Raw genomic sequence first — 21,938 nt, forward strand, 5'->3', positions numbered from 1 at the left:
TGCCTAGCAGGTGAAAGTTCTTTTTTTACAGCCTTTTATGTGACACTTTTAATGATTGGCTTCTACTTGAATGCCGTCAATGATGGATTGTAGCGAGATAGCGCTCATTTCCTGCTCAATTTTCTTTTGCAGCACATCGTAAGTTTCCTCTAATACCGTTTGGATATTCCCCCCAATCAAGCAATTGGGATTGGTCTTTTTGTCCGCATGTAAAAGATGCTGATCTTTTTCAACACTCGCATAGATGTCCAACAAAGAAATCTCATTTGGTTCCTTCGTTAGTTTAGGGTTTGGTTTTCCTCTTTGGCTTTCGATCAATCCGGCAATACGCAGATCACTCATAATCCGGCGAACATAAGCAGGATTCGTTTCAACACTCTGGGCGATCCGATCACTTGATAGATCAGTTCCTTTAAAGAGGTGGATGTAAGCGAGGATGTGAATGGCGTCGCTGTATTTCGTTGAATATTTCACTTCGTCTCCACTCCTTTTTCTTGTATCATACCTCTTTTTTCAGATTTAGACAAAGGGTACTGACCAATCTTACAAAACTCGAGGATCCCATCAAGAAAAAGCAGCCCTCAAAAAGTTAGCACAAAAGCCTAACTTCTTGAGGGAACTGCATACTGAACCATTTTTTTCCTTTTTATTTAAACGAGCACTTTGCTAATAGCCCTTCATCCAAGCAGACTCAATCTGATTGCCGTCAGGATCAACGATTTCATAGCCGACCATCATGTCCTCTGGAATCCCCATATCAACTTGGAACGACTGTCCACCATTTTCTTCAGCGATTTTTGCAAAATTCTTTGCTTCTTCTGGTGTGTCAAAACTAAATGCGATCAATGCGCCACTCGTCTTCTTTGTATCTGCAATACTTCTACCATTTAGAAATTGTTGGTAAAACGCATGTTCTAACAGCATTAACCAAATCGATTCACTCCAAACCATTCCACTGCTGGTCTCGTTTGAGAACTCTTCATTTTTTACAAACCCCAGCGCTTCATAAAAGGATGTTGCACGTTTGATATCAGTGACAGGCAAGTTAATAAACACCATTTTGTTCGCCATTTTCTTGCTTCCTTTCTTTGGTAAGCTGCACTGCTGAATCCGTTCTCATTATAGCACCTATCGGTTCATTCACAAAAACATCAGTCTTTGTCCTCTGCTGCTAGTCTGAATAACCTGATCCAAAATTTTTTTCAAGTAAAAAAAGGCCTTGCACACATAGGCCTTTTAGCTTTTCTCATCTATGAAAAAGTAACTTGATAAGCATTAGCAAAGAATCATGTTTTCGCTAATACAATCAGCCCAAACTACTTTATTTAATACTCAAAGCTCGAGTCTTGAGTCGATCACGGTTACTTTCCCACGATAAATTTTTCGATACTCTTTGGGCGTATAAGAAGTTGCTTTTTTAAATTTCTTACTAAAATAATTTGGATCATTGAATCCTACTCTAACAGAAATTTCACTGATTGATCGATCACTTGTTGAGAGTTCTTTTTTGGCAACTTCAATACGATAAATCATCAAGTACAATGAAAAGGTCATTCCTAATGTATTCTTGATCAAACGGCTGGTGTGATACCGACTTAAATGCAGGTGATCTGCTAAAGTGTCTAACGTAATATGTTCTCTATAATTTTCATGAATATAGCGCAATATCTTATGTCTTAAAGAAAGCGAAGGAGAAGCTTCATTGTTTTTCTCGACGTGCAGCAAGGAAATCTGATTGATGGATTGAATCCCTCGGTCCAATGCATAAACAAAATCATTGGTGATCGGTTCGACCAAATAATCAATCAAGCCGTAACGTAACGCTTTTTGAGCGATAGCAAAGCTTTCTACTGCAGAATACAAAATTGCTTTTGCATTCGGGTAAAAAGAGAGCAATTCTTTGTATAATTCAAAACAGTCCTCTTCACCATCTGCATTAATCACTGCAATCTCAACCATCTGCTCAAGACAGGTACGCTGAAGTGCTTTTTTCGAATCAACCATTGGAAGCAAGATGACATTTGGGAAATGACGATCAATCAAACGAACCATCTCGCTAACTGCTCTTCGCTCTTCGCTGTCAATGATCAATAAATTACACACGAAATTTTCTCCTTCGCTAAAAATTCATAGTCGGTTTCTCTATTTTCGTTTATTTTTCTTGAAAATCAATGACCATTCGTCCTTTGATTTTTCCTGAAAGCATTTCATCAAAAATATCGTTGATCTCTTCTAACTGACGCATGACTACTTTAGGAACGACTTTCCCTTCCGCTGCAAATTGGAAAGCTTCTGCTAAATCAGTTCGTGTTCCAACAAGGGAACCGACAATCTTAATCCCATCCAATACAAGTCGAGGAATGTTCAAGTCCATGCTTTCTGGTGGGAGACCGACCGCTACAATCGTACCGCCCGCACGAACAGCATCAACAGCAGAATTGAAGGCTGCTTTTGAAACAGCTGTTACTACGGCTGCATGTGCGCCGCCGGTTGCTTCTTGAATGATTTTTGCCGCATCTTCTTTCGCAGGATTGATTACAAGATCAGCGCCGTGATCTTTTGCGAAGTCCAACTGTTTGTCGTTGATATCGATTCCAATCACTTTTGCATTAAAGACATTTTTAGCATATTGTAAGGCTAGGTTTCCTAGTCCCCCTAAACCATAGATGGCGATCCATTGACCTGGTTTAATGTCAGAAACTTTTACCGCTTTATATGTGGTTACACCTGCACAAGTAATGCTGCTGGCTTCAGCAGAACCTAAGTCCTCTGGAACTTTCACTGCATAGTCAGCTACAACGATACATTCTTCAGCCATACCACCATCTACAGAATAGCCGGCATTTCTAACCGAACGGCATAATGATTCATTCCCGTTCACACAGTATTCGCATGATCCACAGCTTTCATACAACCAAGCGACACTTGCACGGTCACCGATTGCTAGAGAAGTAACATCATCACCGATTGCAACCACTTTACCGATTCCCTCGTGTCCGAGTACGATCCCAGATGCATCTCCAAAGTCGCCATCTTTTACATGCAAGTCAGTATGGCAGACACCGCAACACTCCATTTTCAATAATGCTTCATTCGGACGAAGCGCTCTTAATTCTTTTTCCTCGATTTTTACAACCTTATCTTTTGATACTACAGCTGCTTTCACAAAGACACCTCTTTCAATTCGATTAAATAAAGAACTTCCTTTTATTTGTGAAGTAGTTAACTAACGCATAGAGGTCAGTAATAGCTAGATAAAAGAAAGTTCTCTATCGAGAAGATTACCATAGAAATCATCAAAAAAAGGGGAATTTATTGCTTTTTTTCTGTAATCATTTATTAGAAAACAATAATGAAATCATTCAAAATTTTTTCTTTATTTCCAGATTACATAAAATTAAAAATTAAAAAGATAGAGATAATTCATCTCTATAAATAACAATCGTTTCAATAAAAAACATCAAGACGATCTGATAGAAGACTGTAGGATGATTTGTACTCACTGTTCTTCTATCCTTCTATTTTTATCCCTTCGATGACTTGCGATTTATTTTCTTTCAGGCGCTGAATGTCCTATTGGTATTTAGCAAGATGTCCCTCGTCAATGTTTTTCTGAAAATTTCCATTCCCTTCTTCTCCTTTTCTACTCATAAAAGCAACTAGTGCACAAAGGCGGTCGATCAAACAATCGACAATCTGTACTCTGTCATTATTGGACAGCCGATAAGTATCCACAAAAAGTTTCAATCGATGGCATTGCGTTTCACTCAGACGACTGTTCCCACCAAAATACAAGGGTACCCAGCGGTACGCAGCATAAGAAACATCCCATAACCTGCTTCCTGGCCTTACTGTGTCAAAATCAAAAAGCCCAAAAGGCTCCCCAACTACGATCGGCACATAATACGGAAAAACATAGTAATCAATCAGCAACTACCTAATCACTCAAAATGAACTTCTACAGCCTAAATGTGTAGTGAACGTTTAATTAAAATCTCCGTTTATTGCCTCTTTGCCTTTTTTATAAAAAACTGCTGATCAGTAACAGTTGTTGAGAGGGAAATAAACTGGAATCTGAAGAAAGTATTCTGTCTTCGCAAAACTTTAGACGATCATTTCATGGTATCCTCTGCTAGATAAGCTAAAATCATTTATGAAAAAAGTTACTCTGACGTACATGTAATTTTTGTTGCACCAAATGAAGCATTGAGGGAAGTTGGATAGAAGTTTCAGAAACAACAGGCGGTTTGAATGACAAACCGTCTCCAGGCGTCATTTGCGCATGCTCCACTTGAAACATCGTAAGAAACGGCTAACGAATAGAAATAATTATTTTTGTTAGCACTACGTTTGCTCTTGAAGGAAAACCTGAATGGAATTTTTTAGAGAACGTCATTTCTTGATGTGTCTTTTTCTTGACCTAAAGTTAACTTCAACATTTATACTAACAATACTAACTTAAGAAAGAAGGATTTATATGAGAGCAGCAATTTTTGAAAAAGCAGGATTAGTTAAAGTGGAAGAAGTAAAAAAGCCAACTTTGCAAGCAGCCGATGATGTTATTATTAAAGTTGTCCGAGCATGTGTTTGCGGTTCTGATCTTTGGTCGTATGCCCATGGCGATAGTAAAGAACCTCATTCAGTTAATGATGGTCATGAGGCATTAGGCATCGTTGAAGAAATCGGTCCAGACATTACGACTGTGAAACCTGGAGATTTTGTCATCGTCCCCTTCACCCATGGTTGTGGTGAATGTGATGCTTGCCGTGCCGGCTTTGATGGCACATGCGACCGTCATCAAGGTACAACGAATTGGTCTAACGGTTTCCAATCTGAGTATATCAACTTCCATTACGGCAACTGGGCCCTTGTAAAAGTTCCAGGTCAGCCAGCTGATTATACGGAAGGTATGATCAAGTCTCTTTTAACTTTGGCAGATGTTATGCCCACAGGATATCATGCGGCACGTTGTGCACATGTAGAAAAAGGGGATAAAGTCGTCGTGATTGGCGATGGTGCCGTAGGACAATGTGCTGTCATCGCGGCAAAAATGCGTGGGGCTTCCCAAATTATTTTAATGAGCCGTCATAAAGATCGACAAGAAATGGCTCTTCAATCAGGTGCTACAGCTGTTGTGGCTGAGCGTGGTGAAGAGGGAATCGCGAAGGTACGCGAGATCCTTGGCGGAGGCGCGGATGCTGCTCTTGAATGTGTTGGTACAGAAGCTGCCATTACACAAGCCCTTGGTGTATTGCATAATGGTGGTCGTGTAGGTTATGTCGGCGTCCCTCACTATGACGATCGACCAATCGGTTCCACTTTTGCTCAAAACATTTCCATTGCAGGAGGATCTGCATCGGTCACAACATATGATAAGGAAATCCTGTTAAAAGCGGTGCTTGATGGTACTATCAATCCAGGCCGCGTTTTCACCCAAACCTATGATTTAGATGATATCAACCAAGCCTATGCCGATATGCAGGAACGAAAAACGATCAAATCTATGGTTGTTGTTTCAAGGGATGAATAGACAATGCTAATTAAAAAACGCTCGTCCGAACAATGGACAGCCTCTCGATAGACAAAGTACTAAAACCAGTACTTTGTCTTTTTATCCATGAAGAAAGAAAACACTGTAACAGCCTACCCTTTTTCCACAATTAATCAATTCTAGAACTTTAAAATGATAGAACATAACGCCGAACAAAAGAAAAAAGCCCTTGAAATCAAGGGCTTTTGCTTCATCTGATAATAAATGATTAACGACGAATTTCTTTGATACGAGCTGCTTTTCCGTGTAATGCACGCAAGTAGTACAATTTTGCACGACGTACTTTACCGTAACGAACAACTTCGATTTGTGCAACACGTGGTGTGTGCAATGGGAAGGTACGTTCAACACCTACACCGTTTGATACTTTACGAACTGTATAAGTTTCGCTGATACCAGCACCGCGGCGTTTGATGACAACACCTTCAAATAACTGGATACGTTCGCGAGTTCCTTCGACAACTTTCGCGTGAACGCGAACAGTGTCCCCAGGACGGAAAGCTGGGATGTCAGTACGTAATTGTTCTTGAGTTAGTTCTTGAATCAATGGATTCATGTTTATCATTCTCCTTATTCCCAAACATTCTTAAAGCATGAAAGCTCCAGCGGAACATCGTAATAGTTGAGTTTACACTCACTGAAATATCTTACCACAGTCGACCATAGGCTGTAAAGAGAATTTTCTTGTCATGGCGCAGAATATCAAAAAAACTGGCACTATTTTAGTTGCCAGTCTTCGCTTCGTCTTCAATTTCTTTTAAAAGCTTCTGCATTTCAGCGGTCAGCGGATAAGTTTCCAGCATATCTGGACGTCGCTGATACGTTCGGCGCAAGGATTCTTTTAATTGCCACTGCTCGATCAATTTATGATTGCCATTCATCAAAACTTCCGGCACTTTCATGCCTTTGAACTCTGCCGGGCGTGTATATTGCGGATGCTCTAATAAACCAGTGGAATGAGAATCAGTTTGTGCGGAGGTTTGATTGCCCAAAACTTCTGGTAATAGCCTGACCGTCGCATCGATCATAACCATTGCCCCCAATTCGCCGCCAGTCAAGACGTAATCGCCCAGTGACACTTCATCAGTGACCAATGAACGGATTCGTTCATCATAGCCTTCATAGTGACCGCAAATAAAAACAAGGTGCTCTTCGGTAGAGAATTCTTCCGCCATCTTTTGATCAAAGGGTTTTCCCGCTGGGTCTAATAGGATCACCCGCTTTTTCGTTTCTGGTGTCGCTTCTTCGATCGCTTTGATATTGTCATAGACAGGTTGGACTTTTAATAACATTCCTGCTCCGCCACCATAAGGATAGTCATCCACTGTTTGATGCTTGTTGTCAGAATAATCACGGAAATTAGAGACATTGATTTCTAACAATCCCTTTTCCCGTGCTTTACCGATGATCGATTCTCCAAGAGGCCCTTCAAACATTCGTGGAAATAGTGTCAGCACATCAATTCTCATCGTCTAACAACCCTTCTGGGATCTCAACGATGACCTGACCATTTTCAAGATCGATGGTATGAACAACAGATTCGATATAAGGAATCAAGGCATCCTTCTTCCCTTTTCGCTGTACCACCCAAACATCATTGGCGCCTGGTGAAAGGATCTCTTTGACTTTACCAATGACTGTGCCATCTTCTTCGACGACTTCCAGACCAATAATTTCATGGTAGTAAAACTCATTTTCTGCTAGATCCACCAAATCATCCTTGGTAACTTTTAAAATGCCGTTACGAAACGGTTCAACGTCGTTGATGTTGGGATAGCCCTCAAACGTTAACAAATCAAAATTTTTATGTTTGCGATGACCTGAAACAATCAATGGTAATGGCTCTTTATTTTCACGAAAAAGTGTCAATTCAGCCCCTTTACGGTAGCGTTCTTCTGGAAAATCCGTTTGTGATATCACTCGTACTTCTCCACGGATCCCATGTGTATTGACGATTTTCCCTACGTTTAAATATTCTGTCACGTTCGTTCCCCATTTCTTCTAACTTCTGTTCTATTTTAGCATAGCAAAGTAGCGAATTCTAGCCGTTTCCTAGCGCCCCCTGTTTTCCTCAAAATCATCGCACGAAAAACGCCCCTTCGACGCTTGATCAAAGGGGCAATGTCCTAATCTGAAACTTATTGATTCATTGAAACGGCCATTTCCAATGCTGAACGTGCATCTTGATGTTGCACCGTTCGAAGCATCTTTTCTTGTTGCCAGACCACGGTAGTTGCTGTATGGTCATTTTTTCCCATATCGATGGTGATTTGACCGACCTCAGGTGCTGGAAGCATGGCTTCTTCTAGATACGCTACCACTTCTTTGGCAACCGGAACTGGATCTTGTTCCTCTTGGTTGACTGCTCGAACAGTCAATGACCAATTTCCTTCTTGCCAGCTCAAATAACTGGAGCCAGCAGCTCCTTGCATATGCCCAGTAATGCCATAGCCGAGATCGACGGCTTGTCCGCCATCATCCGCTGTTACATTGACCGCTGCAGCCGCTTCATCCGCTGATTGATACTCTTTTGATTGAAAAGCAGCAAGCGGTGTTTCTTCGTTCAATGCCTTGTCATTGAGAGACAATTGCTGATCAAGTCCATAATAAAGAATCGAGACATCGGATTGACTGCCAGCTGTGGCAGCATTCAACACTTTACCCGAAGCAAGCGGAACGTCCTTTGGCAAGACAAGATCAGGGAATACCGCTTGTATTTGGCTATAGATGTCTGTGGTGCTACTCGTATTTGAAGAATCCTCAGAAACCGCCTGACTAGTCGATGCAGTTGATTGACTGGTTTCTGACTGACTACTTTTTTGTGTTTGGGTACTTTCCACCATAGTCGTTGCTGTTGTTTCAGCTGTACTGGCTTGACTGGTTTCTTGGTCTTTTTGATTAGTACAGCCAGCCAAGGTTCCGATCGCTAGCAGCGTAACAAATAATCCTAGTTCTTTTTTCATGATGTTCCCCTCCTTATACAAAGGATACCCCTCAATAAAAAAAATGACAAACAAGTCAGATTGTCTGTCATTTTTTTGTCGATTTTTTAAAGATTAGTGACCCAATTTTGCAGTGATTGGAAGCCGTCCTTGATCCATTGCCAAACTTGATTGGCGATCGTCGATAGGTCGCCCCAACGAAAGTTTTGTGTCCATTGGTTCAATTGGGTCATGATCTCCTCACGATAGACCCAAATTAAAAAGAGCAACAACAAGATCCCTAGCGTTCGCCAAAGAAAAGAACCGATTTTATAAATAAAGACGAGAATCAAAAGAACGACGATCCATGCGATTAGTTGAGACATACAAGCACCTCCTCATTTTTGATTATCTCAAAACCATCCTTTTTTGTCCTCCATCTTAAGCATGAATTTTACAAAAAAAGCATTTCTCTTTGAGAAATGCTTTACACTCTTGCTTATTTACCATCAATGATATTCAAACGAACTTTTTTCGGTCCATTTGTCCGTACACTGTAAACGATCGTTCGAATTGCTTTGGCAACCCGACCTTGTTTACCGATGATACGGCCAATATCTTCTGGTGCCACAGTAAGATTATATTCCAAGAAATCATCTGACTCTACCAGCTCAAGCTTGATATCCTCAGGTTTGGTAACAAGTGGTGAAACGATCGTTAAGACTAATTCTTGCAAATCTTTCATCCAAAGTCACCTTATTTCTTAGTGAATTTTGCTTCGTGGTGTTTTTTCATAACGCCTTCTTTAGAAAGGATGTTACGAACTGTATCTGAAGGTTGCGCACCTTTAGATAACCAATCAAGAACTAGATCTTCTTTGATTGTTACTTCAGCTGGGTCTAGTAAAGGATTGTAAGTACCAACTGTTTCGATGAAACGTCCGTCACGAGGAGAACGTGAATCTGCTACGACGATACGGTAAAAAGGTTTCTTTTTAGAACCCATGCGTTTTAAACGAATTTTTACTGCCATTATTTACACCTCCATTGATTTAATCACAAGAGCTAGTTTAACAGGTTTTTCTGATGGTGTAAAGAGTTTTTTCTTTACAGCTGAAAAAAGTTTTTCTTTCCTGTTTTTTCGGCATGGTTATCTTTTGCCAGAATGAATTTGGACGCGTATCATGAATACTAGAGAAACCTTTTTAAGGTCAAATCGTTTTATTTGCACCATTCACTTACTTTTGGTAAGCTAAATGAGTAGAAAACAACAAGGAGGAATTTTACATGACAAAAAAAATCGGTTTTATCGTCGGCAGCTTGCGGGAAGGTTCTTACAATAAACTCGTAGCGAAAAAATTCGCATCACTATTACCAGAAGGTTTTGAAGCATCTTTCATCGAGATCGGCAACTTGCCTTTTTACAATGAAGATTTGGAAGTTGAAGGAAAAGTTCCTGCTGAATGGACAGCATTTCGTGAAGCATTAAGCGCCGTTGATGGTGTCTTCTTCTTTACACCAGAATACAACCGCTCTGTTCCTGCAGCCTTGAAAAATGCTTTAGATGTTGGTTCTCGTCCTTACGGTGCGAGCAGTTGGGGCGGCAAACCAGCCTTAGTCGTCAGCGTTTCTCCAGGAGCGATCGCTGGATTTGGTGCGAACCATCATTTGCGTCAATCATTAGTCTTTTTGGATATGCCTACTCTGCAACAACCAGAAGCCTACATTGGCGGTATCACAAACTTGATCGATGAAAACAATGAAATCAATCCAGATACAGTAAGCTTCTTCGAAACGATCCTTGCAAAATATATTGAATTCTTTCAACGATTCAACTAATGAAGATTCCATACAAAAAGACCAAGAAACTCGGCACTGAGTTTCTTGGTCTTTTTTACTGTGAAGAATAATCGTTTGCGCTTTTTACTCGCTGCCTGACACAGACTTTCGGACAAAATGGAGTTCTGTCAGTTCTCCCATCTGTTTTGTTTCAACAAACGTCAAGCGTCTCGAATATCCCCCCGGTTCAAACAGCCGCTTGCCTTCTCCTAAAAACACCGGCGCGATTTGAATAAACCATTCATCGATCAAATCAGCTTCCAGCAATGGTTTTAATAAGGAACCTCCCCCTACTACCCATACGTTTTCCTCTTGTTTTAATGCTGAAACAAATGCCACTGGATCCGTTGACACTAGCGTTGCATCTGGCAACGGTTCTTTTTGTGTACGGGAAAAAACATAATTTGTCGTTTCAGGATACAACAGTCCACCATCCATAAGTTTCTTTGCTTCTTGATAGGTCTTTCTCCCCATCACTGTCGCATCGATGGTTGCAAAAAATGCTTCATAAGTCGTGGCGACACCGGTATCAGTTTGAAACAGCCAGTCCAGTTGATCCTTCAGACCTGCTAAATAGCCATCGAGGCTGATCGCACCATAGAATATCACTTTTCCCATTATGCTCGCTCCTTTATTCTTTGTTTGCTGCTGATGTTCGACAAACACAAGTGACTAAATGGTCGTTGACCATGCCGACAGCTTCCATAAAGGCGTAAATAATGGTCGTTCCGACAAATTTAAACCCTCGCTTTTTCAAATCTTTCGCTAGCTGATCAGAGATTTCCGAATGGGTCGGTACATCGGATTGCTGCTCAAATTCATTAATGATCGGCTGATGATCGACATATCGCCACAAGAATGCGGAGAAACTACCATATTCTTGCTGGATTTTTAAAACTTCTTGGGCATTGCTGATCGCCGCTTCAATCTTTCGCCGATTGCGGATGATTCCTGGATTCATCATCAGTTCTTCCACTTTTTCTTCCGTATAGTTCGCTACTTTGGCGATTTCAAACTGATCATACGCCGTATCAAAATTCGCCATTTTATTTAAAATCGTTTGCCAGCTCAACCCTGCTTGATTCATATCTAACACCAATTTTCGAAACAACTGCTGATCCTCATACTCAGGTTTCCCCCAGATTGTATCATGATACTCCTGCATCGCTGGTGTACTGTTGGCCCACTCACATCGTTCCATTGTCCTCATCAGCTCCTTTTTGTTTATTTTATCATAAAAGACTTTACTTCCACTAGTGTACTACGTATACTAGTACACATAAATGAAAGGAGCTGATTTTGTGGTTCGCATTAACAAAGCCAGCAGCAAACCTTACTATGAGCAATTGGTTTTAAGTATCAAAGAAGATATTCTGAACGGTGTTCTAACCGCTGGAGATCAAGTACCTTCGGTTCGTGAAATGGCCAAGCACCTGTTGATGAATCCAAATACCGTCAGCAAAGCCTACAAAGTATTGGAAAATGAGCAAGTGCTTGTCACCATCAAAGGAAAAGGCACCTTTGTGAAAGTTACTGAGGATCTGCCACGCGATGAGATTCGGATCTTACAAGTGAAAGAACGTTTGAAAGAATTGGTGATCGAAGCACGCCATTTACAGATCAGCATGCGTGAGCTGAGCGATTGGATGAATGGCTTTGAACAAGAGTTAGGAGGCGATCCACAGTGAAGATCGAACATGTGACCAAGAAAATGGAACAAACAATTATCTTAGAAAACGTGAACTTCTCTTTGGAAAAAGGAGAACTCGTAGGATTGATCGGCCGCAATGGTTCTGGGAAAACCACGCTGTTTCGGACGGTCGCTGGACATTATTTACTAGATGATGGCGAGATTTCAATCGATAACCAACGCCTGGATCAGCACCCGGAATTAAAAGAACAGCTTTTTTATATCGATGAAAAAGAAAACTTTCTGGCTGCCTACTCGTTAAAAAAAATCAATCAATTTTATCGGCTTGCTTATCCGAATTTTGATCAAAATCTTTATTTAGAATTGATGCAAAGCCATGGTCTGCCGCTAACGCTTTCTTACCGGCGAATGTCAAAAGGAATGCAAGGTCTTTATAAGATGATTCTAGCGATCGCTTCAAATGCGACGTTCTTACTGTTAGACGAACCTTTTGATGGGCTTGATGTGATCGTCCGTAAAAAAGTGATCGGACTATTGCTGGAAAGCCTCAGTGAGTCGAATCGTACCGCATTGATCGCTTCCCATAATCTAAATGAATTAGAGCATATTATTGATCGTGCCTTGTTGATCAAAGGGAAAACGATTGAAGGAGACTACCGTTTGGAAACGATTCGCGAACAATCTCGCAAACTTCAACTCGTCTTTCGCAGCAAGCAGATTCCTCCCCTTATCAAGCAGCGCTCCAAGCTGATTCAAAAACAAGGTCGAGTCTTGACCGCTTTGTTTGACAATTACACAAAAGAGCTGGCGGCTGAGATCCAGCAGCTTGATCCTTTGGTTTTCGAAGAATTGCCATTGACCTTGGAAGATCTGTTTGAAGCAAATTTACGACAAGAGGCATTAGTGGAAGGATAGAGGTGGAAAACGATGTTAAGCAATATATTTAAAGAACGCTACGGCAAGCTGCTGATCGGCTTTTGTTTTGTCTTACTCTTAATGTATCTTGGTGATGGCTGGCAATCACAAAAAGCCTGGCATCAGCAAGAACGCTATTTGACATCTGAAGAATTTATCAAAGATTTCAACGAAAATCGAGAGTACTATGTCAAAAGCTACAAGGGTGAAACCCCGGTTTACTTTGATTCGGCAACAGAGTACCGCGATGCGGTATTGACGATCAGCAATGAGTCCCCTGATGAGATTTATTACAATCGCCCTTATATGACCACCATGAATCAATTTGTGATTGTCTTCCTGTTTATTTGGGGCTTCTTGTCCTTTTTTGTCGATGGCCGCACCAATTTCAATCGCTTTTTATTTGCTTTACCCTTTAGCAGAAAGCACGTCTTTCACAAGAAACTGCTTTTTATCGGCTTACCCTTGACCGCTTGTTTAGTCTTGGGTCTGTTAGGTCATATCCTGATCGAATACACGATGATCCCAGCTCGCTATCTCGCTGTGCCGCTTCAAGACGTGCTGCTTTCTGCCCTTAGTACCTTGGCAACGAATCTGCTAGTATTTGCTGCAGGTCTCTTGTTAGGCGTTTTGCTGGGGAATCTGTTTACTGGCGTGCTCTCGGTCTTCTTCACTATTTCGCTAGGATCAATGGGGTATAGCTTTTTCCAATGTACCCGCGAGTTTTTTAGTTTTGTGTTTCTTGGTCATGGGGATTTTCTGATTCCTTTTCAAACCTGGATCGATTGGCCGCAAGGATATGTCTACCCTTGGTGGCTGCTGCTCCTTTACCTCGGCTTGAGCGGCTTGCTGATTCTTGCTGCCGAAAAAGTGTTCTCGAAAATCTCTTTAGAAAATGACGGTGATTATTTAACGATCCCTAAATTGCGCGCACCAGTTTATTGGCTGCTTTCTTTGGGAACCTGGTTCTATTTATCCATGATTTCTTATTACCCACTAGAAATTTTTTACCGTAATCTCTATGAGGGGTATGATGTCAGTCTTTGGAACATCGCCCTTCGGCTCGGTTTATTACTGCTTGCCTGCTTATTCATCAGTTTGCTGCTTGTCTATCCTAAAGCGCTGATGAATTGGTGGTACAAACGAAAAAACAAACAAATCAGTGGAATATAAAAAAGCATCCCTGCAACATGTTCTTGTTGCAGGGATGCTTTTAAGTTTAATGTCTAGGTTTGTCGTCGTCTTTTTTGTCAAAGAAGTCATTTACTTTACGAGAAACATCATCCGCAAAATCTTCAACCTTATCTTTGGCTTTCCCATATTTATTTTGGGTTTTGCCTTTTAATTCTTCGGAGTCATCTCCTGTAAGTTTCCCTTTTGTTTCGGTTACTTTTCCTTCAATGCGATCTTTGTTTGTCATCGTAAAAAACTCCTTTCATACTTGCTATAAATTAATAGTAGCACCATTTAACAGAAAGCACGAATGTTCTGCTTCTATCCTATTCTTAGAGTTGTCCGCAACGATAGTTGATCGCTATTTTTGACTCTTGGACGATTTGAGATATTCGGTAGAAAGCTGGCTTTCTCTATAAAAAAGGATGTTCTCTAGATGTTCTATTTGATGTTCTTTGAAGGAGTTCATTTAAAGAGGACGCTGTGAGCATAAAAAACCATGACCTGAAGAAGGCAATCTGAGGAGCTGCAGTTGCTAGAATTAGCAGGTACAGCTTCTCGATTTGGTGCCTTTTCAGATCATGTTTTTTTAATTACACGAAGATAAGGTTCAGTTCTCAGTTCCTATCAGTGTTAAACGATTATTTGCGTTTTTTCTTTTTCTTCTTTTGTTTCTTGACCATGCGGTTCATGGCCATTTTTCCAAGTTTCCCTTTGACCCCACCGCCAAACATTTGATCCATGCCAGGAATGTTCATATTCCCTTTACTCATTTGCTGCATCATTTTGCGAGATTCTTTGAATTGTTTGATCATACGGTTGACTTCGACGACACTATTTCCAGAACCAGCAGCAATACGGCGGCGACGGCTTGGATTTAACAAATCAGGATTTTCCCGTTCAGCTGGTGTCATAGAATAAACCATGGCTTTTTGTCGAGCAATTTGTTTCGGATCAACTTTGACATTTTCGATACCAGGCATTTGACTCATTCCCGGAATCATTTTTAAGAGATCTTCAATTGGGCCCATGCCCATAACTTGATCGATCTGTTCGACAAAGTCATTGAAGTCGAAGGAGTTTTCCTTCATTTTTTGAGCAAGCTCTTCTGCTTTTTTCTCGTCGTAATCTTGCTGTGCTTTTTCGATCAAAGTCAGCATATCACCCATACCGAGAATCCGACTAGACATCCGATCTGGATGGAATACTTCAAGGTCGGTCAATTTTTCACCGGTACCAGTGAACTTGATTGGAGCGCCCGTAACTTGACGAATCGACAATGCCGCCCCGCCACGAGTATCGCCATCTAGTTTGGTGATGACTACCCCTGTGATCCCCAGTTGTTGATTGAAGCTTTCCGCCACGTTGACAGCATCTTGTCCTGTCATCGCATCCACTACCAGTAAAATTTCATTTGGCTGTGCCAAGTCCTTGATTTGTTTTAGCTCTTCCATCAAGTTTTCATCGATATGCAAGCGACCTGCCGTATCGATCAAAACGTAGTCATTTTTCTTTTCCCGAGCCAAAGCCAATCCTTGGCGGACGATTTCAACTGGACTGACATCAGTTCCCATATCAAAAACAGGTACATCCAATTGCTGCCCTAATACTTTCAACTGGTCGATCGCAGCTGGACGGTACACGTCACCAGCGATCATTAATGGACGTGCGTTTTCGGTTTTGATCAAATGGTTGGCTAATTTCCCAGCAAAGGTGGTTTTCCCTGCCCCTTGCAAACCAGCCATCATGATGATCGTTGGGATCTTCGGTGATTTTTCGATCCCAACTGTTTCTGATCCTAATGTTTTGGTTAATTCTTCATCAACGATCTTAACGATTTGTTGCGCTGGAGATAGGCTTTCTAATACTTCTACCCCCACTGCCCGTTCACGGACATTTTTGGTAAACTCTTTTACAACTTGCAGATTGACGTCGGCTTCTAATAAAGCTAGACGAATCTCACGCATCATTTCTTTTACATCTGCTTCAGATACTTTTCCTTTTCTGCGCAGTTTGCTCATTGCCTGCTGGAGGCGTTCAGTTAAACTTTCAAATGCCATTTTTTTTCATTCCTTTATTCTTCAATTTCTTGGAGCTGTTGAATAAACCCCTGTAAGGTTTCGTCTTTTGGATAGTGGGTTTTCGTATACTCGCTTAGCTGATCCAGCAAGTCTTCCCGCATGATATAATCCGAAAACATATGTAGTTTTTTTTCATAGTCTTCTAAAATACGTTCGGTGCGTTTGATGTTGTCATAGACTGCTTGACGGCTAACTTGATACTCTTCAGCGATTTCTCCTAGAGAAAAATCATCTGCGTAATACAATTCCATGTAATTCATCTGTTTTTCCGTCAATAACGTGGAATAAAACTCAAACAACGCATTCATGCGATTGGTCTTTTCAATTTCCATTTGCTTCCTCCTGTTTTGCAAGCCATTCGACATCGGACAAAACAGTCATGCCTTGTTGTCGAAAATAGGCACAAGCGACACCGACCCCTGTTTTTTTGATTCCAGAAAAATTGCCATCATAAATCGTCTGACTGCCACAAGAGGGACTTTTCTCTTTTAAGATCAGTTGGGTGATGCCTTGCTCTTGTAATTTTTGATAAGCAATTTTCGCGCCTTTAGTAAATTGTTCCGTCACGTCTTCTCCTGAAATGGTGACGACCTTCGCTCGTTGCGCCCAAACATCCACCCCATCGCCACCGACGATTTCGGCCGGTTCACGTGGAATCGGCAAGCCGCCAAGAACTTCTGGACAGACCATCATGGCTTGACCCGCACGAACAAGTTCGATCAATTGTGGTACTGCTTGATGTTTTCCATCGTAGCGGCAAAGGGCACCGCCTAGACACGCACTGATTCCAATCATTTAGCACCCTCAGCTTTCCTATGAAATCGTCCTTTATTATAGCATTTATTTAGTGGTTGCAATAGTACCAATTGTCTATTCATGCTAAAATAGGACTTGTTCGTTGAAATTTAATCGTTTCTTGAAAAAAAGAAACGAAAGGAGTCTATCATGAAAAAAATACTCGTTGTCGATGATGAACCTTCAATCGTCACACTTTTAACCTTTAATTTAGAAAAAGAGGGCTACCAAGTCGTTTCCGCCTCAGATGGTCAAAAAGCCTTCGACTTGGCGTTGTCAAAACCTTTTGACTTTATCATCTTGGATGTCATGCTGCCGAATTTGGACGGTATCGAAATCACAAAGAAATTACGTCAAGAAAAAATCGAGACACCGATCCTCGTCTTGACCGCAAAAGATGATCCGATCGACCGGATCTTGGGCTTAGAGATCGGGGCTGACGACTATCTGACGAAACCCTTCAGCCCTCGAGAAGTATTGGCTCGAATGAAGGCCATCTTCCGTCGCTTAGAACCTCGTCAACAAGCACGAGAAGAAGATCAACCTGCAGAAATCTTGCAAATCGGCGGAATCCAAGCCGATCTGACCAATTTTCAGGTCAGTGTGGATGGGGAGAAAATCTTCCTGACACCGAAAGAGTTCGAGTTGCTGGTTTACTTTATGAAACGTAAAGGCCGTGTGATCGATCGCGATACCTTACTCAATCGTATTTGGAATTTCGACTTTGATGGACAAAGTCGCATCGTGGATGTTCACATCAGTCATTTAAGAGAAAAATTGGAAGCTGATCCAAAGCGTCCAGAATACTTGGTGACCGTTCGAGGATTTGGGTATAAATTTCAGGAGCCGACCCAATGAAAAAACGCTATGGCTATGGTTTATGGTCAATCGGTCTATTGCTGATTTTTTTCCTGTGTTGGCAAGTTCTAAGCAGTTTTTACCGTCAGCAAGTCATCGCCCAGCAAGTGGATTTTCTGCAAGAGAAAGCCGCTGTGTTTTTGAATCTCTCAGATAACCAAACCGCAGCGCTCGAACAATTTGCCGATGCCTATGTTCAAGACAGCAATAGCCGCATCACTTTGTTAGATGATCAAGGCCAAATCATTTTCGATACTTATGATCATACTCTCCATGAAAATCGCTCCGATCGTCCAGAAGTTCAAGCCGTTTTGCGCGGAAGCGCCGTTGGTCAATCGTTGCGGGAAAGCGACACCTTGCATGAAGAATTGCTTTACGTGGCGATTCCTGTCAAAGAAGATGGAAACTTAACTCAAATCTTGCGGATCGCAGAACCGACTGCTGCTTTTTTTGCGAAAAACCAAGGAATCAAGCAATCGATCTTGATTGTCTATCTTGTCTTTTGTTTCTTGATCAGCCTGCTGATTTTTCACACGCTGCGTCAGCGGAATCGTCCAATCCAAACGATTCTGCCCGTCGTAAAAAAAATGATCACCTCGCCCGATCAACAAGCAATCATTATGCAAGAAACCCCTGAACATGACGAGTTGTATCAACTGATCAATCAGCTGAGCGAACAAATGAGCCAGACCTATCGTGCCTATGCGGCATCTGAACAACAGCTGTACGGCTTGCTCAGTGAACTGATGATCGGTGTCTTTATCATTAATGAAGAAAATCAACTGCTGCTGTTGAATCCGACGATGCAAGAACAGTTGGGGATGGAAACTGCGCCAACCTTGCCGCAGCCCTTCACTGAAGTGATTCATGACACACAACTGATCCAATTGATCTATCAATTTAACGACGAGACCCCTATTTTCCATGCGGAAACCACCCTTAGCGGAGAACGTTCAAAAGTCTTGGATGTTACCTTGCGAAGCTTCCAAGAAAACCAGTTGATTGGTATTTCTTATGACTTGACGCGCATCCGACAATTAGAAAAAATGCAAAAAGATTTTGTCGGCAATGTTTCCCATGAATTAAAAACGCCGGTAACTTCCTTGATTGGGTTTACCGAAACACTGCTGGACGGCGCCAAAGAAGACCCAGAAACATTGCAGACCTTTTTAGAGATCATTCAAAAAGATGCTTATCGCTTGAAAAATCTAATACAAGATATCATCCAACTGTCTCAAGACAGTGATTCTTTCCAGTATGTCGACCAACCGATCAACTTTTCTGAGCTGCTGCAACAAGTCGTTCAAACCTATGGTCCCGCAGCTGGTAAGAAGCAATTGACCTTTCAATTTGAAGGACCCGAACCCTTCATTTTATCTACCAAAAAAGAGCTGCTGCAGCCCATCGTAAAAAATCTGGTAGAAAATGCTGTCACCTATTCAAAACCTGGTGGTGTCATCACATTATCCTATTCAGAGCAAGACGACCAGCTGTTATTTCAAGTGCAGGATCAAGGCATCGGCATCGATGAAGAAGATCAGGAACGGATTTTTGAGCGGTTTTATCGGGTGGACAAAGCCCGCGCTCGCAATTCTGGCGGCACTGGACTTGGGCTGGCTATCGTCAAAGACTATACCAAATTATTAGGCGGCAGCATCAAGGTTGACAGTTTCCCCAAAATTGGTTCTACCTTTACGGTGACTTTGCCGCTTCATGAAAAAGATGATTATTGATAAAAAACAGCCGATAACAGGTGAATAATTGTTATCGGCTGTTTTTGTAGTTGTTTTTCATTACCAAATGAAGCACCAGCTAATAGCATCTTCTTGATGCTCTAAACAAAAAAAGAAGGAGCATTCTCCTTCTTCGGTCATTTCACTATTCAACATTCGTTACTTCGCCGTCTACACTGCGTTCTACTTTCATATCAGTGATTGGCAAGTAACCTAATTCGATAACGATTCCTTGTTGGACATCGTCTGTCATGATGTAATCAAGAAAGGCTTTGACGTTTGCATCTGGCTCGCCGTTCGTGTACATATGCTCGTAAGACCAGATTGGCCATTTGTTATCTGCAATATTTTCAGGAGTCGCTTCTACCCCATCAAGAGATAGCGCTTGGATCGAATCGTCCAAATAGGATAAAGCAAGGTAGCTGATTGCTCCTGGTGTTTCAGCAACGATTTTACGGACTGTTCCAGAAGAATCTTGCTCTTGTGTTTGGATCGTCTCTGCACCATCTAAGCCCCATTTTTCAAAGGTCGCTCTCGTACCGCTGCCTGATGCGCGGTTGATTACAGAGATTTCTTGATCTGCTCCGCCTAGTTCAGACCAATTCTTCACTTTGCCTGTAAAAATATCGATTAAATCTTGTTGGCTAAGGTCCGTAACGCCTGCGTCTTTATTTACCACTGGTGCCATACCAACTACGGCTACTTTATGGTCAACTAATTTGCTAGCATCCACACCATCTTTTTCATCCGCAAACACATCGGAATTGCCGATCGTCACCGCGCCTGCTTCTACTTGACTTAAGCCAGTTCCGCTGCCGCCACCTTGAACCGTAATTGTATAATTGGGATTGTCTGCTGAGAAGCTTTCACCTGCTGCTTCAACCAAGGGTTGCAATGCCGTTGAGCCCACAGCTAAAATTTCTACATTTTCATTTGATGCGGCACCTGATGAAGATCCGCCTGATGCTTGACTGCTCTCAGTGCTTGCGCCACCGCTCCCACAGCCAGCTAATAATAATCCAGTTGCAAAAAATAAAAGTCCCAATTTTTTCATTTAGTAAATCTCCTTTCGTTATATGCTTAGTTTAGCAAGGCGGTGTAAACCCTTGATGGATTTCATGTAAAGAATCGATAAAGCGATGTAAATCTTTTGTAAAGTTCGTCGATTGCCTAAAAAAGCCCCCGCTGCATCCAGCAGAGGGGGCTTACTTTATCTAACACTTATGAACTAAAGAAACGTTTGTAGAATCAATTGCTTTGCATATAGCGTGTCAAGCGATCCATCGCTTCCACCAAGTTTTCTATACTTGCCGCATAGCTTAAACGAACATAGCCTTCTGCTTCGGGACCAAAGGCGATCCCTGGAATGATTGCTAATTGATTCTTTTCGGCTAAGTCGACACAAAAAGCCATGGAATCTTGGTTGAAACCTGCTGGTATTTTGGCAAAAATGTAGAATGCACCAGATGGCTTCGCCATTTCAAAACCAAGGGCAGTCATCTTTTCAAACAAGTAATCTCGGCGTTCACGGTAATCGGCTTTCATGACTTCTGCATCGTTGATGCCTTCGATCAATGCCCGCACTGCGGCTTTTTGAGAAATCGTTGATGCCGCGGTCACTAAGTATTGGTGGACCTTAATGATCTGAGCAGTCAACGCTGCTGGTGCAAAAATGAAGCCGACGCGCCAACCAGTCATCGCGTGTGATTTCGACAAGCCGTTGATCACGATCGTTTGATCCCGCAAGTATTCAGCAATGGATACGTGGGTTTCATCATAAGTCAACTCACTATAAATTTCATCGCTAATAACAAAAACGGGGTATTTTTCTAAAACTTCTGCCAATGCTTTGACTTGTTCTCGGGTATAAACGACCCCTGTTGGATTGCTAGGATAATTTAAAATGACTGCCTTGACTTGCTCCCCATGTTCTTTTAAGGCTGCTTCCAAAACTTCTGGCGCTAAAACAAAGTCATTATCCGTCGTATCAAGATAAATCGGTTTGGCATGAGCTAAATGGATGACTGGTTCATAGCCTGGATAAATTGGTGCTGGTAAAATCACTTTATCACCAGGTTCTAACGTAGCTAATAACGAAGCTGAGATTGCTTCCGTTGCACCGATCGTCACTAATACTTCTGATTGAAAGTCGTAATCAAGCTGATATTTATTTTTCAAAAAGAGACTGGCTGCTTGCCGAACATCTGCTAAGCCTGCCATTCCAGAATAGTGGCTGAAATTTTGTTCGATTGCTTGGACACCCGATTTTTTCACGTGCTCCGGTGTGTTGAAATCCGGCTCGCCTAACGTTAACTTTAAAATATCAGGAATTGAAGAAACCCGTTCATCAAATTTACGAATCAATGAAACAGCTATATTGTACACTTCATGATTGAAGCGTTGGCTTACGTCTGCCATAGTA

At 41.7% G+C, this 21,938-nt stretch carries 27 protein-coding genes; 7 read left to right on the plus strand and 20 right to left on the minus strand.

What is annotated here, in order from left to right:
- Window positions 1–48: 48 nt before the first annotated feature.
- The 5 genes from IGI96_RS02320 to IGI96_RS02340 all read right to left on the minus strand — a co-directional run bounded on the left by IGI96_RS02320 (window position 49) and on the right by IGI96_RS02340 (window position 3,933).
- Window positions 49–474: an Rrf2 family transcriptional regulator gene (locus IGI96_RS02320; protein WP_010749722.1), complete on the minus strand. Its 426-nt coding sequence runs from the start codon at window positions 472–474 to the stop codon at window positions 49–51.
- A gap of 192 nt (window positions 475–666) precedes the next feature.
- Window positions 667–1,071: a VOC family protein gene (locus IGI96_RS02325; RefSeq protein WP_005229066.1), complete on the minus strand. Its 405-nt coding sequence runs from the start codon at window positions 1,069–1,071 to the stop codon at window positions 667–669.
- Window positions 1,072–1,332: 261 nt separating this feature from the next.
- Window positions 1,333–2,052, minus strand: coding sequence for a helix-turn-helix domain-containing protein (locus IGI96_RS02330; protein WP_176323996.1), 720 nt, complete (start codon window positions 2,050–2,052; stop codon window positions 1,333–1,335).
- A gap of 100 nt (window positions 2,053–2,152) precedes the next feature.
- On the minus strand, window positions 2,153–3,166 hold the full coding sequence (adhP, locus tag IGI96_RS02335) for an alcohol dehydrogenase AdhP (protein ID WP_005229064.1): 1,014 nt from the start codon (window positions 3,164–3,166) through the stop codon (window positions 2,153–2,155).
- A 407-nt stretch (window positions 3,167–3,573) separates the two neighbouring features.
- The gene (locus IGI96_RS02340) at window positions 3,574–3,933 is read right to left on the minus strand and encodes a hypothetical protein (RefSeq protein WP_375838553.1); all 360 of its coding nucleotides are present in this window, start codon (window positions 3,931–3,933) and stop codon (window positions 3,574–3,576) included.
- 544 nt (window positions 3,934–4,477) lie between these two features.
- Between IGI96_RS02340 and IGI96_RS02345 the strand changes: the two genes are divergently transcribed.
- Window positions 4,478–5,530, plus strand: coding sequence for a zinc-binding dehydrogenase (locus tag IGI96_RS02345; RefSeq protein WP_015510131.1), 1,053 nt, complete (start codon window positions 4,478–4,480; stop codon window positions 5,528–5,530).
- A gap of 229 nt (window positions 5,531–5,759) precedes the next feature.
- Here IGI96_RS02345 and rplS read toward each other — a convergent pair whose 3' ends face one another.
- From rplS to rpsP, 7 genes are all read right to left on the minus strand, one after another.
- Complete coding sequence (gene rplS, locus IGI96_RS02350) at window positions 5,760–6,107, minus strand: 50S ribosomal protein L19 (protein ID WP_002357176.1); 348 nt, start codon at window positions 6,105–6,107, stop codon at window positions 5,760–5,762.
- A 166-nt stretch (window positions 6,108–6,273) separates the two neighbouring features.
- Window positions 6,274–7,020 carry a tRNA (guanosine(37)-N1)-methyltransferase TrmD gene (trmD, locus tag IGI96_RS02355; protein WP_010749727.1) on the minus strand — a complete coding sequence of 249 codons (747 nt, stop codon included), beginning with the start codon at window positions 7,018–7,020 and terminating at the stop codon, window positions 6,274–6,276.
- Window positions 7,010–7,534 (minus strand): ribosome maturation factor RimM, encoded by a 525-nt coding sequence (rimM, locus tag IGI96_RS02360; RefSeq protein WP_010749728.1) that lies wholly within the window; start codon window positions 7,532–7,534, stop codon window positions 7,010–7,012. The genes trmD and rimM overlap by 11 nt, the downstream gene beginning before the upstream one ends.
- Window positions 7,535–7,689: 155 nt before the next feature.
- Window positions 7,690–8,514 carry a hypothetical protein gene (locus IGI96_RS02365; RefSeq protein ID WP_086338002.1) on the minus strand — a complete coding sequence of 275 codons (825 nt, stop codon included), beginning with the start codon at window positions 8,512–8,514 and terminating at the stop codon, window positions 7,690–7,692.
- Window positions 8,515–8,600: 86 nt separating this feature from the next.
- On the minus strand, window positions 8,601–8,858 hold the full coding sequence (locus IGI96_RS02370; protein WP_005228919.1) for a hypothetical protein: 258 nt from the start codon (window positions 8,856–8,858) through the stop codon (window positions 8,601–8,603).
- 113 nt (window positions 8,859–8,971) lie between these two features.
- Window positions 8,972–9,217 (minus strand): KH domain-containing protein, encoded by a 246-nt coding sequence (locus IGI96_RS02375; protein ID WP_005228918.1) that lies wholly within the window; start codon window positions 9,215–9,217, stop codon window positions 8,972–8,974.
- An 11-nt stretch (window positions 9,218–9,228) separates the two neighbouring features.
- Window positions 9,229–9,504 carry a 30S ribosomal protein S16 gene (rpsP, locus tag IGI96_RS02380; RefSeq protein ID WP_005228917.1) on the minus strand — a complete coding sequence of 92 codons (276 nt, stop codon included), beginning with the start codon at window positions 9,502–9,504 and terminating at the stop codon, window positions 9,229–9,231.
- 254 nt (window positions 9,505–9,758) lie between these two features.
- On the opposite strand from rpsP, the gene IGI96_RS02385 reads away from it, so the two are divergent.
- Window positions 9,759–10,310: an NADPH-dependent FMN reductase gene (locus tag IGI96_RS02385; protein WP_005228916.1), complete on the plus strand. Its 552-nt coding sequence runs from the start codon at window positions 9,759–9,761 to the stop codon at window positions 10,308–10,310.
- An 84-nt stretch (window positions 10,311–10,394) separates the two neighbouring features.
- Here the strand turns inward: IGI96_RS02385 and IGI96_RS02390 are convergent, their stop codons facing one another.
- Both IGI96_RS02390 and IGI96_RS02395 read right to left on the minus strand, forming a co-directional pair.
- On the minus strand, window positions 10,395–10,928 hold the full coding sequence (locus IGI96_RS02390) for a dihydrofolate reductase family protein (RefSeq protein ID WP_086338001.1): 534 nt from the start codon (window positions 10,926–10,928) through the stop codon (window positions 10,395–10,397).
- A 13-nt stretch (window positions 10,929–10,941) separates the two neighbouring features.
- Complete coding sequence (locus IGI96_RS02395) at window positions 10,942–11,511, minus strand: DNA-3-methyladenine glycosylase I (RefSeq protein ID WP_438784808.1); 570 nt, start codon at window positions 11,509–11,511, stop codon at window positions 10,942–10,944.
- A gap of 100 nt (window positions 11,512–11,611) precedes the next feature.
- On the opposite strand from IGI96_RS02395, the gene IGI96_RS02400 reads away from it, so the two are divergent.
- The 3 genes from IGI96_RS02400 to IGI96_RS02410 are packed head-to-tail and all read left to right on the plus strand — an operon-like array spanning window position 11,612 to window position 14,049.
- On the plus strand, window positions 11,612–11,998 hold the full coding sequence (locus tag IGI96_RS02400; protein ID WP_005228910.1) for a GntR family transcriptional regulator: 387 nt from the start codon (window positions 11,612–11,614) through the stop codon (window positions 11,996–11,998).
- Entirely contained in the window at window positions 11,995–12,876 is an 882-nt protein-coding gene (locus tag IGI96_RS02405) for an ATP-binding cassette domain-containing protein (RefSeq protein WP_015510136.1), read from the plus strand. The genes IGI96_RS02400 and IGI96_RS02405 overlap by 4 nt, the downstream gene beginning before the upstream one ends.
- Window positions 12,877–12,888: 12 nt before the next feature.
- Window positions 12,889–14,049 carry an ABC transporter permease gene (locus IGI96_RS02410; RefSeq protein WP_438784809.1) on the plus strand — a complete coding sequence of 387 codons (1,161 nt, stop codon included), beginning with the start codon at window positions 12,889–12,891 and terminating at the stop codon, window positions 14,047–14,049.
- Window positions 14,050–14,095: 46 nt separating this feature from the next.
- Here the strand turns inward: IGI96_RS02410 and IGI96_RS02415 are convergent, their stop codons facing one another.
- The 4 genes from IGI96_RS02415 to IGI96_RS02430 all read right to left on the minus strand — a co-directional run bounded on the left by IGI96_RS02415 (window position 14,096) and on the right by IGI96_RS02430 (window position 16,925).
- Window positions 14,096–14,296, minus strand: a complete 201-nt coding sequence (locus IGI96_RS02415) for a CsbD family protein (RefSeq protein WP_005228904.1) — start codon at window positions 14,294–14,296, stop codon at window positions 14,096–14,098.
- Between the two features lie 394 nt (window positions 14,297–14,690).
- Window positions 14,691–16,109: a signal recognition particle protein gene (ffh, locus tag IGI96_RS02420; RefSeq protein WP_005228902.1), complete on the minus strand. Its 1,419-nt coding sequence runs from the start codon at window positions 16,107–16,109 to the stop codon at window positions 14,691–14,693.
- Between the two features lie 14 nt (window positions 16,110–16,123).
- Window positions 16,124–16,462: a putative DNA-binding protein gene (locus IGI96_RS02425; protein ID WP_005228897.1), complete on the minus strand. Its 339-nt coding sequence runs from the start codon at window positions 16,460–16,462 to the stop codon at window positions 16,124–16,126.
- Complete coding sequence (locus IGI96_RS02430) at window positions 16,452–16,925, minus strand: DUF523 domain-containing protein (protein ID WP_016608717.1); 474 nt, start codon at window positions 16,923–16,925, stop codon at window positions 16,452–16,454. Before IGI96_RS02430 ends, IGI96_RS02425 begins: the two co-directional genes overlap by 11 nt.
- A 150-nt stretch (window positions 16,926–17,075) precedes the next feature.
- Between IGI96_RS02430 and IGI96_RS02435 the strand changes: the two genes are divergently transcribed.
- Together IGI96_RS02435 and pnpS are read left to right on the plus strand one after the other, a co-directional pair.
- A complete protein-coding gene (locus IGI96_RS02435; protein ID WP_005228895.1) occupies window positions 17,076–17,783 on the plus strand; it encodes a response regulator transcription factor in 708 nt (235 codons plus the stop codon).
- On the plus strand, window positions 17,780–19,516 hold the full coding sequence (gene pnpS, locus IGI96_RS02440; protein WP_086337999.1) for a two-component system histidine kinase PnpS: 1,737 nt from the start codon (window positions 17,780–17,782) through the stop codon (window positions 19,514–19,516). The genes IGI96_RS02435 and pnpS overlap by 4 nt, the downstream gene beginning before the upstream one ends.
- A 145-nt stretch (window positions 19,517–19,661) precedes the next feature.
- Here pnpS and IGI96_RS02445 read toward each other — a convergent pair whose 3' ends face one another.
- Window positions 19,662–20,570, minus strand: a complete 909-nt coding sequence (locus IGI96_RS02445) for a phosphate ABC transporter substrate-binding protein PstS family protein (RefSeq protein WP_016608721.1) — start codon at window positions 20,568–20,570, stop codon at window positions 19,662–19,664.
- 194 nt (window positions 20,571–20,764) lie between these two features.
- A complete protein-coding gene (locus IGI96_RS02450) occupies window positions 20,765–21,934 on the minus strand; it encodes a pyridoxal phosphate-dependent aminotransferase (RefSeq protein ID WP_086337998.1) in 1,170 nt (389 codons plus the stop codon).
- Window positions 21,935–21,938: the final 4 nt, after the last annotated feature.

The sequence above is a fragment of the Enterococcus sp. DIV0421 genome (genome assembly GCF_051713745.1).
GTDB lineage: Bacteria > Bacillota > Bacilli > Lactobacillales > Enterococcaceae > Enterococcus_D > Enterococcus_D casseliflavus.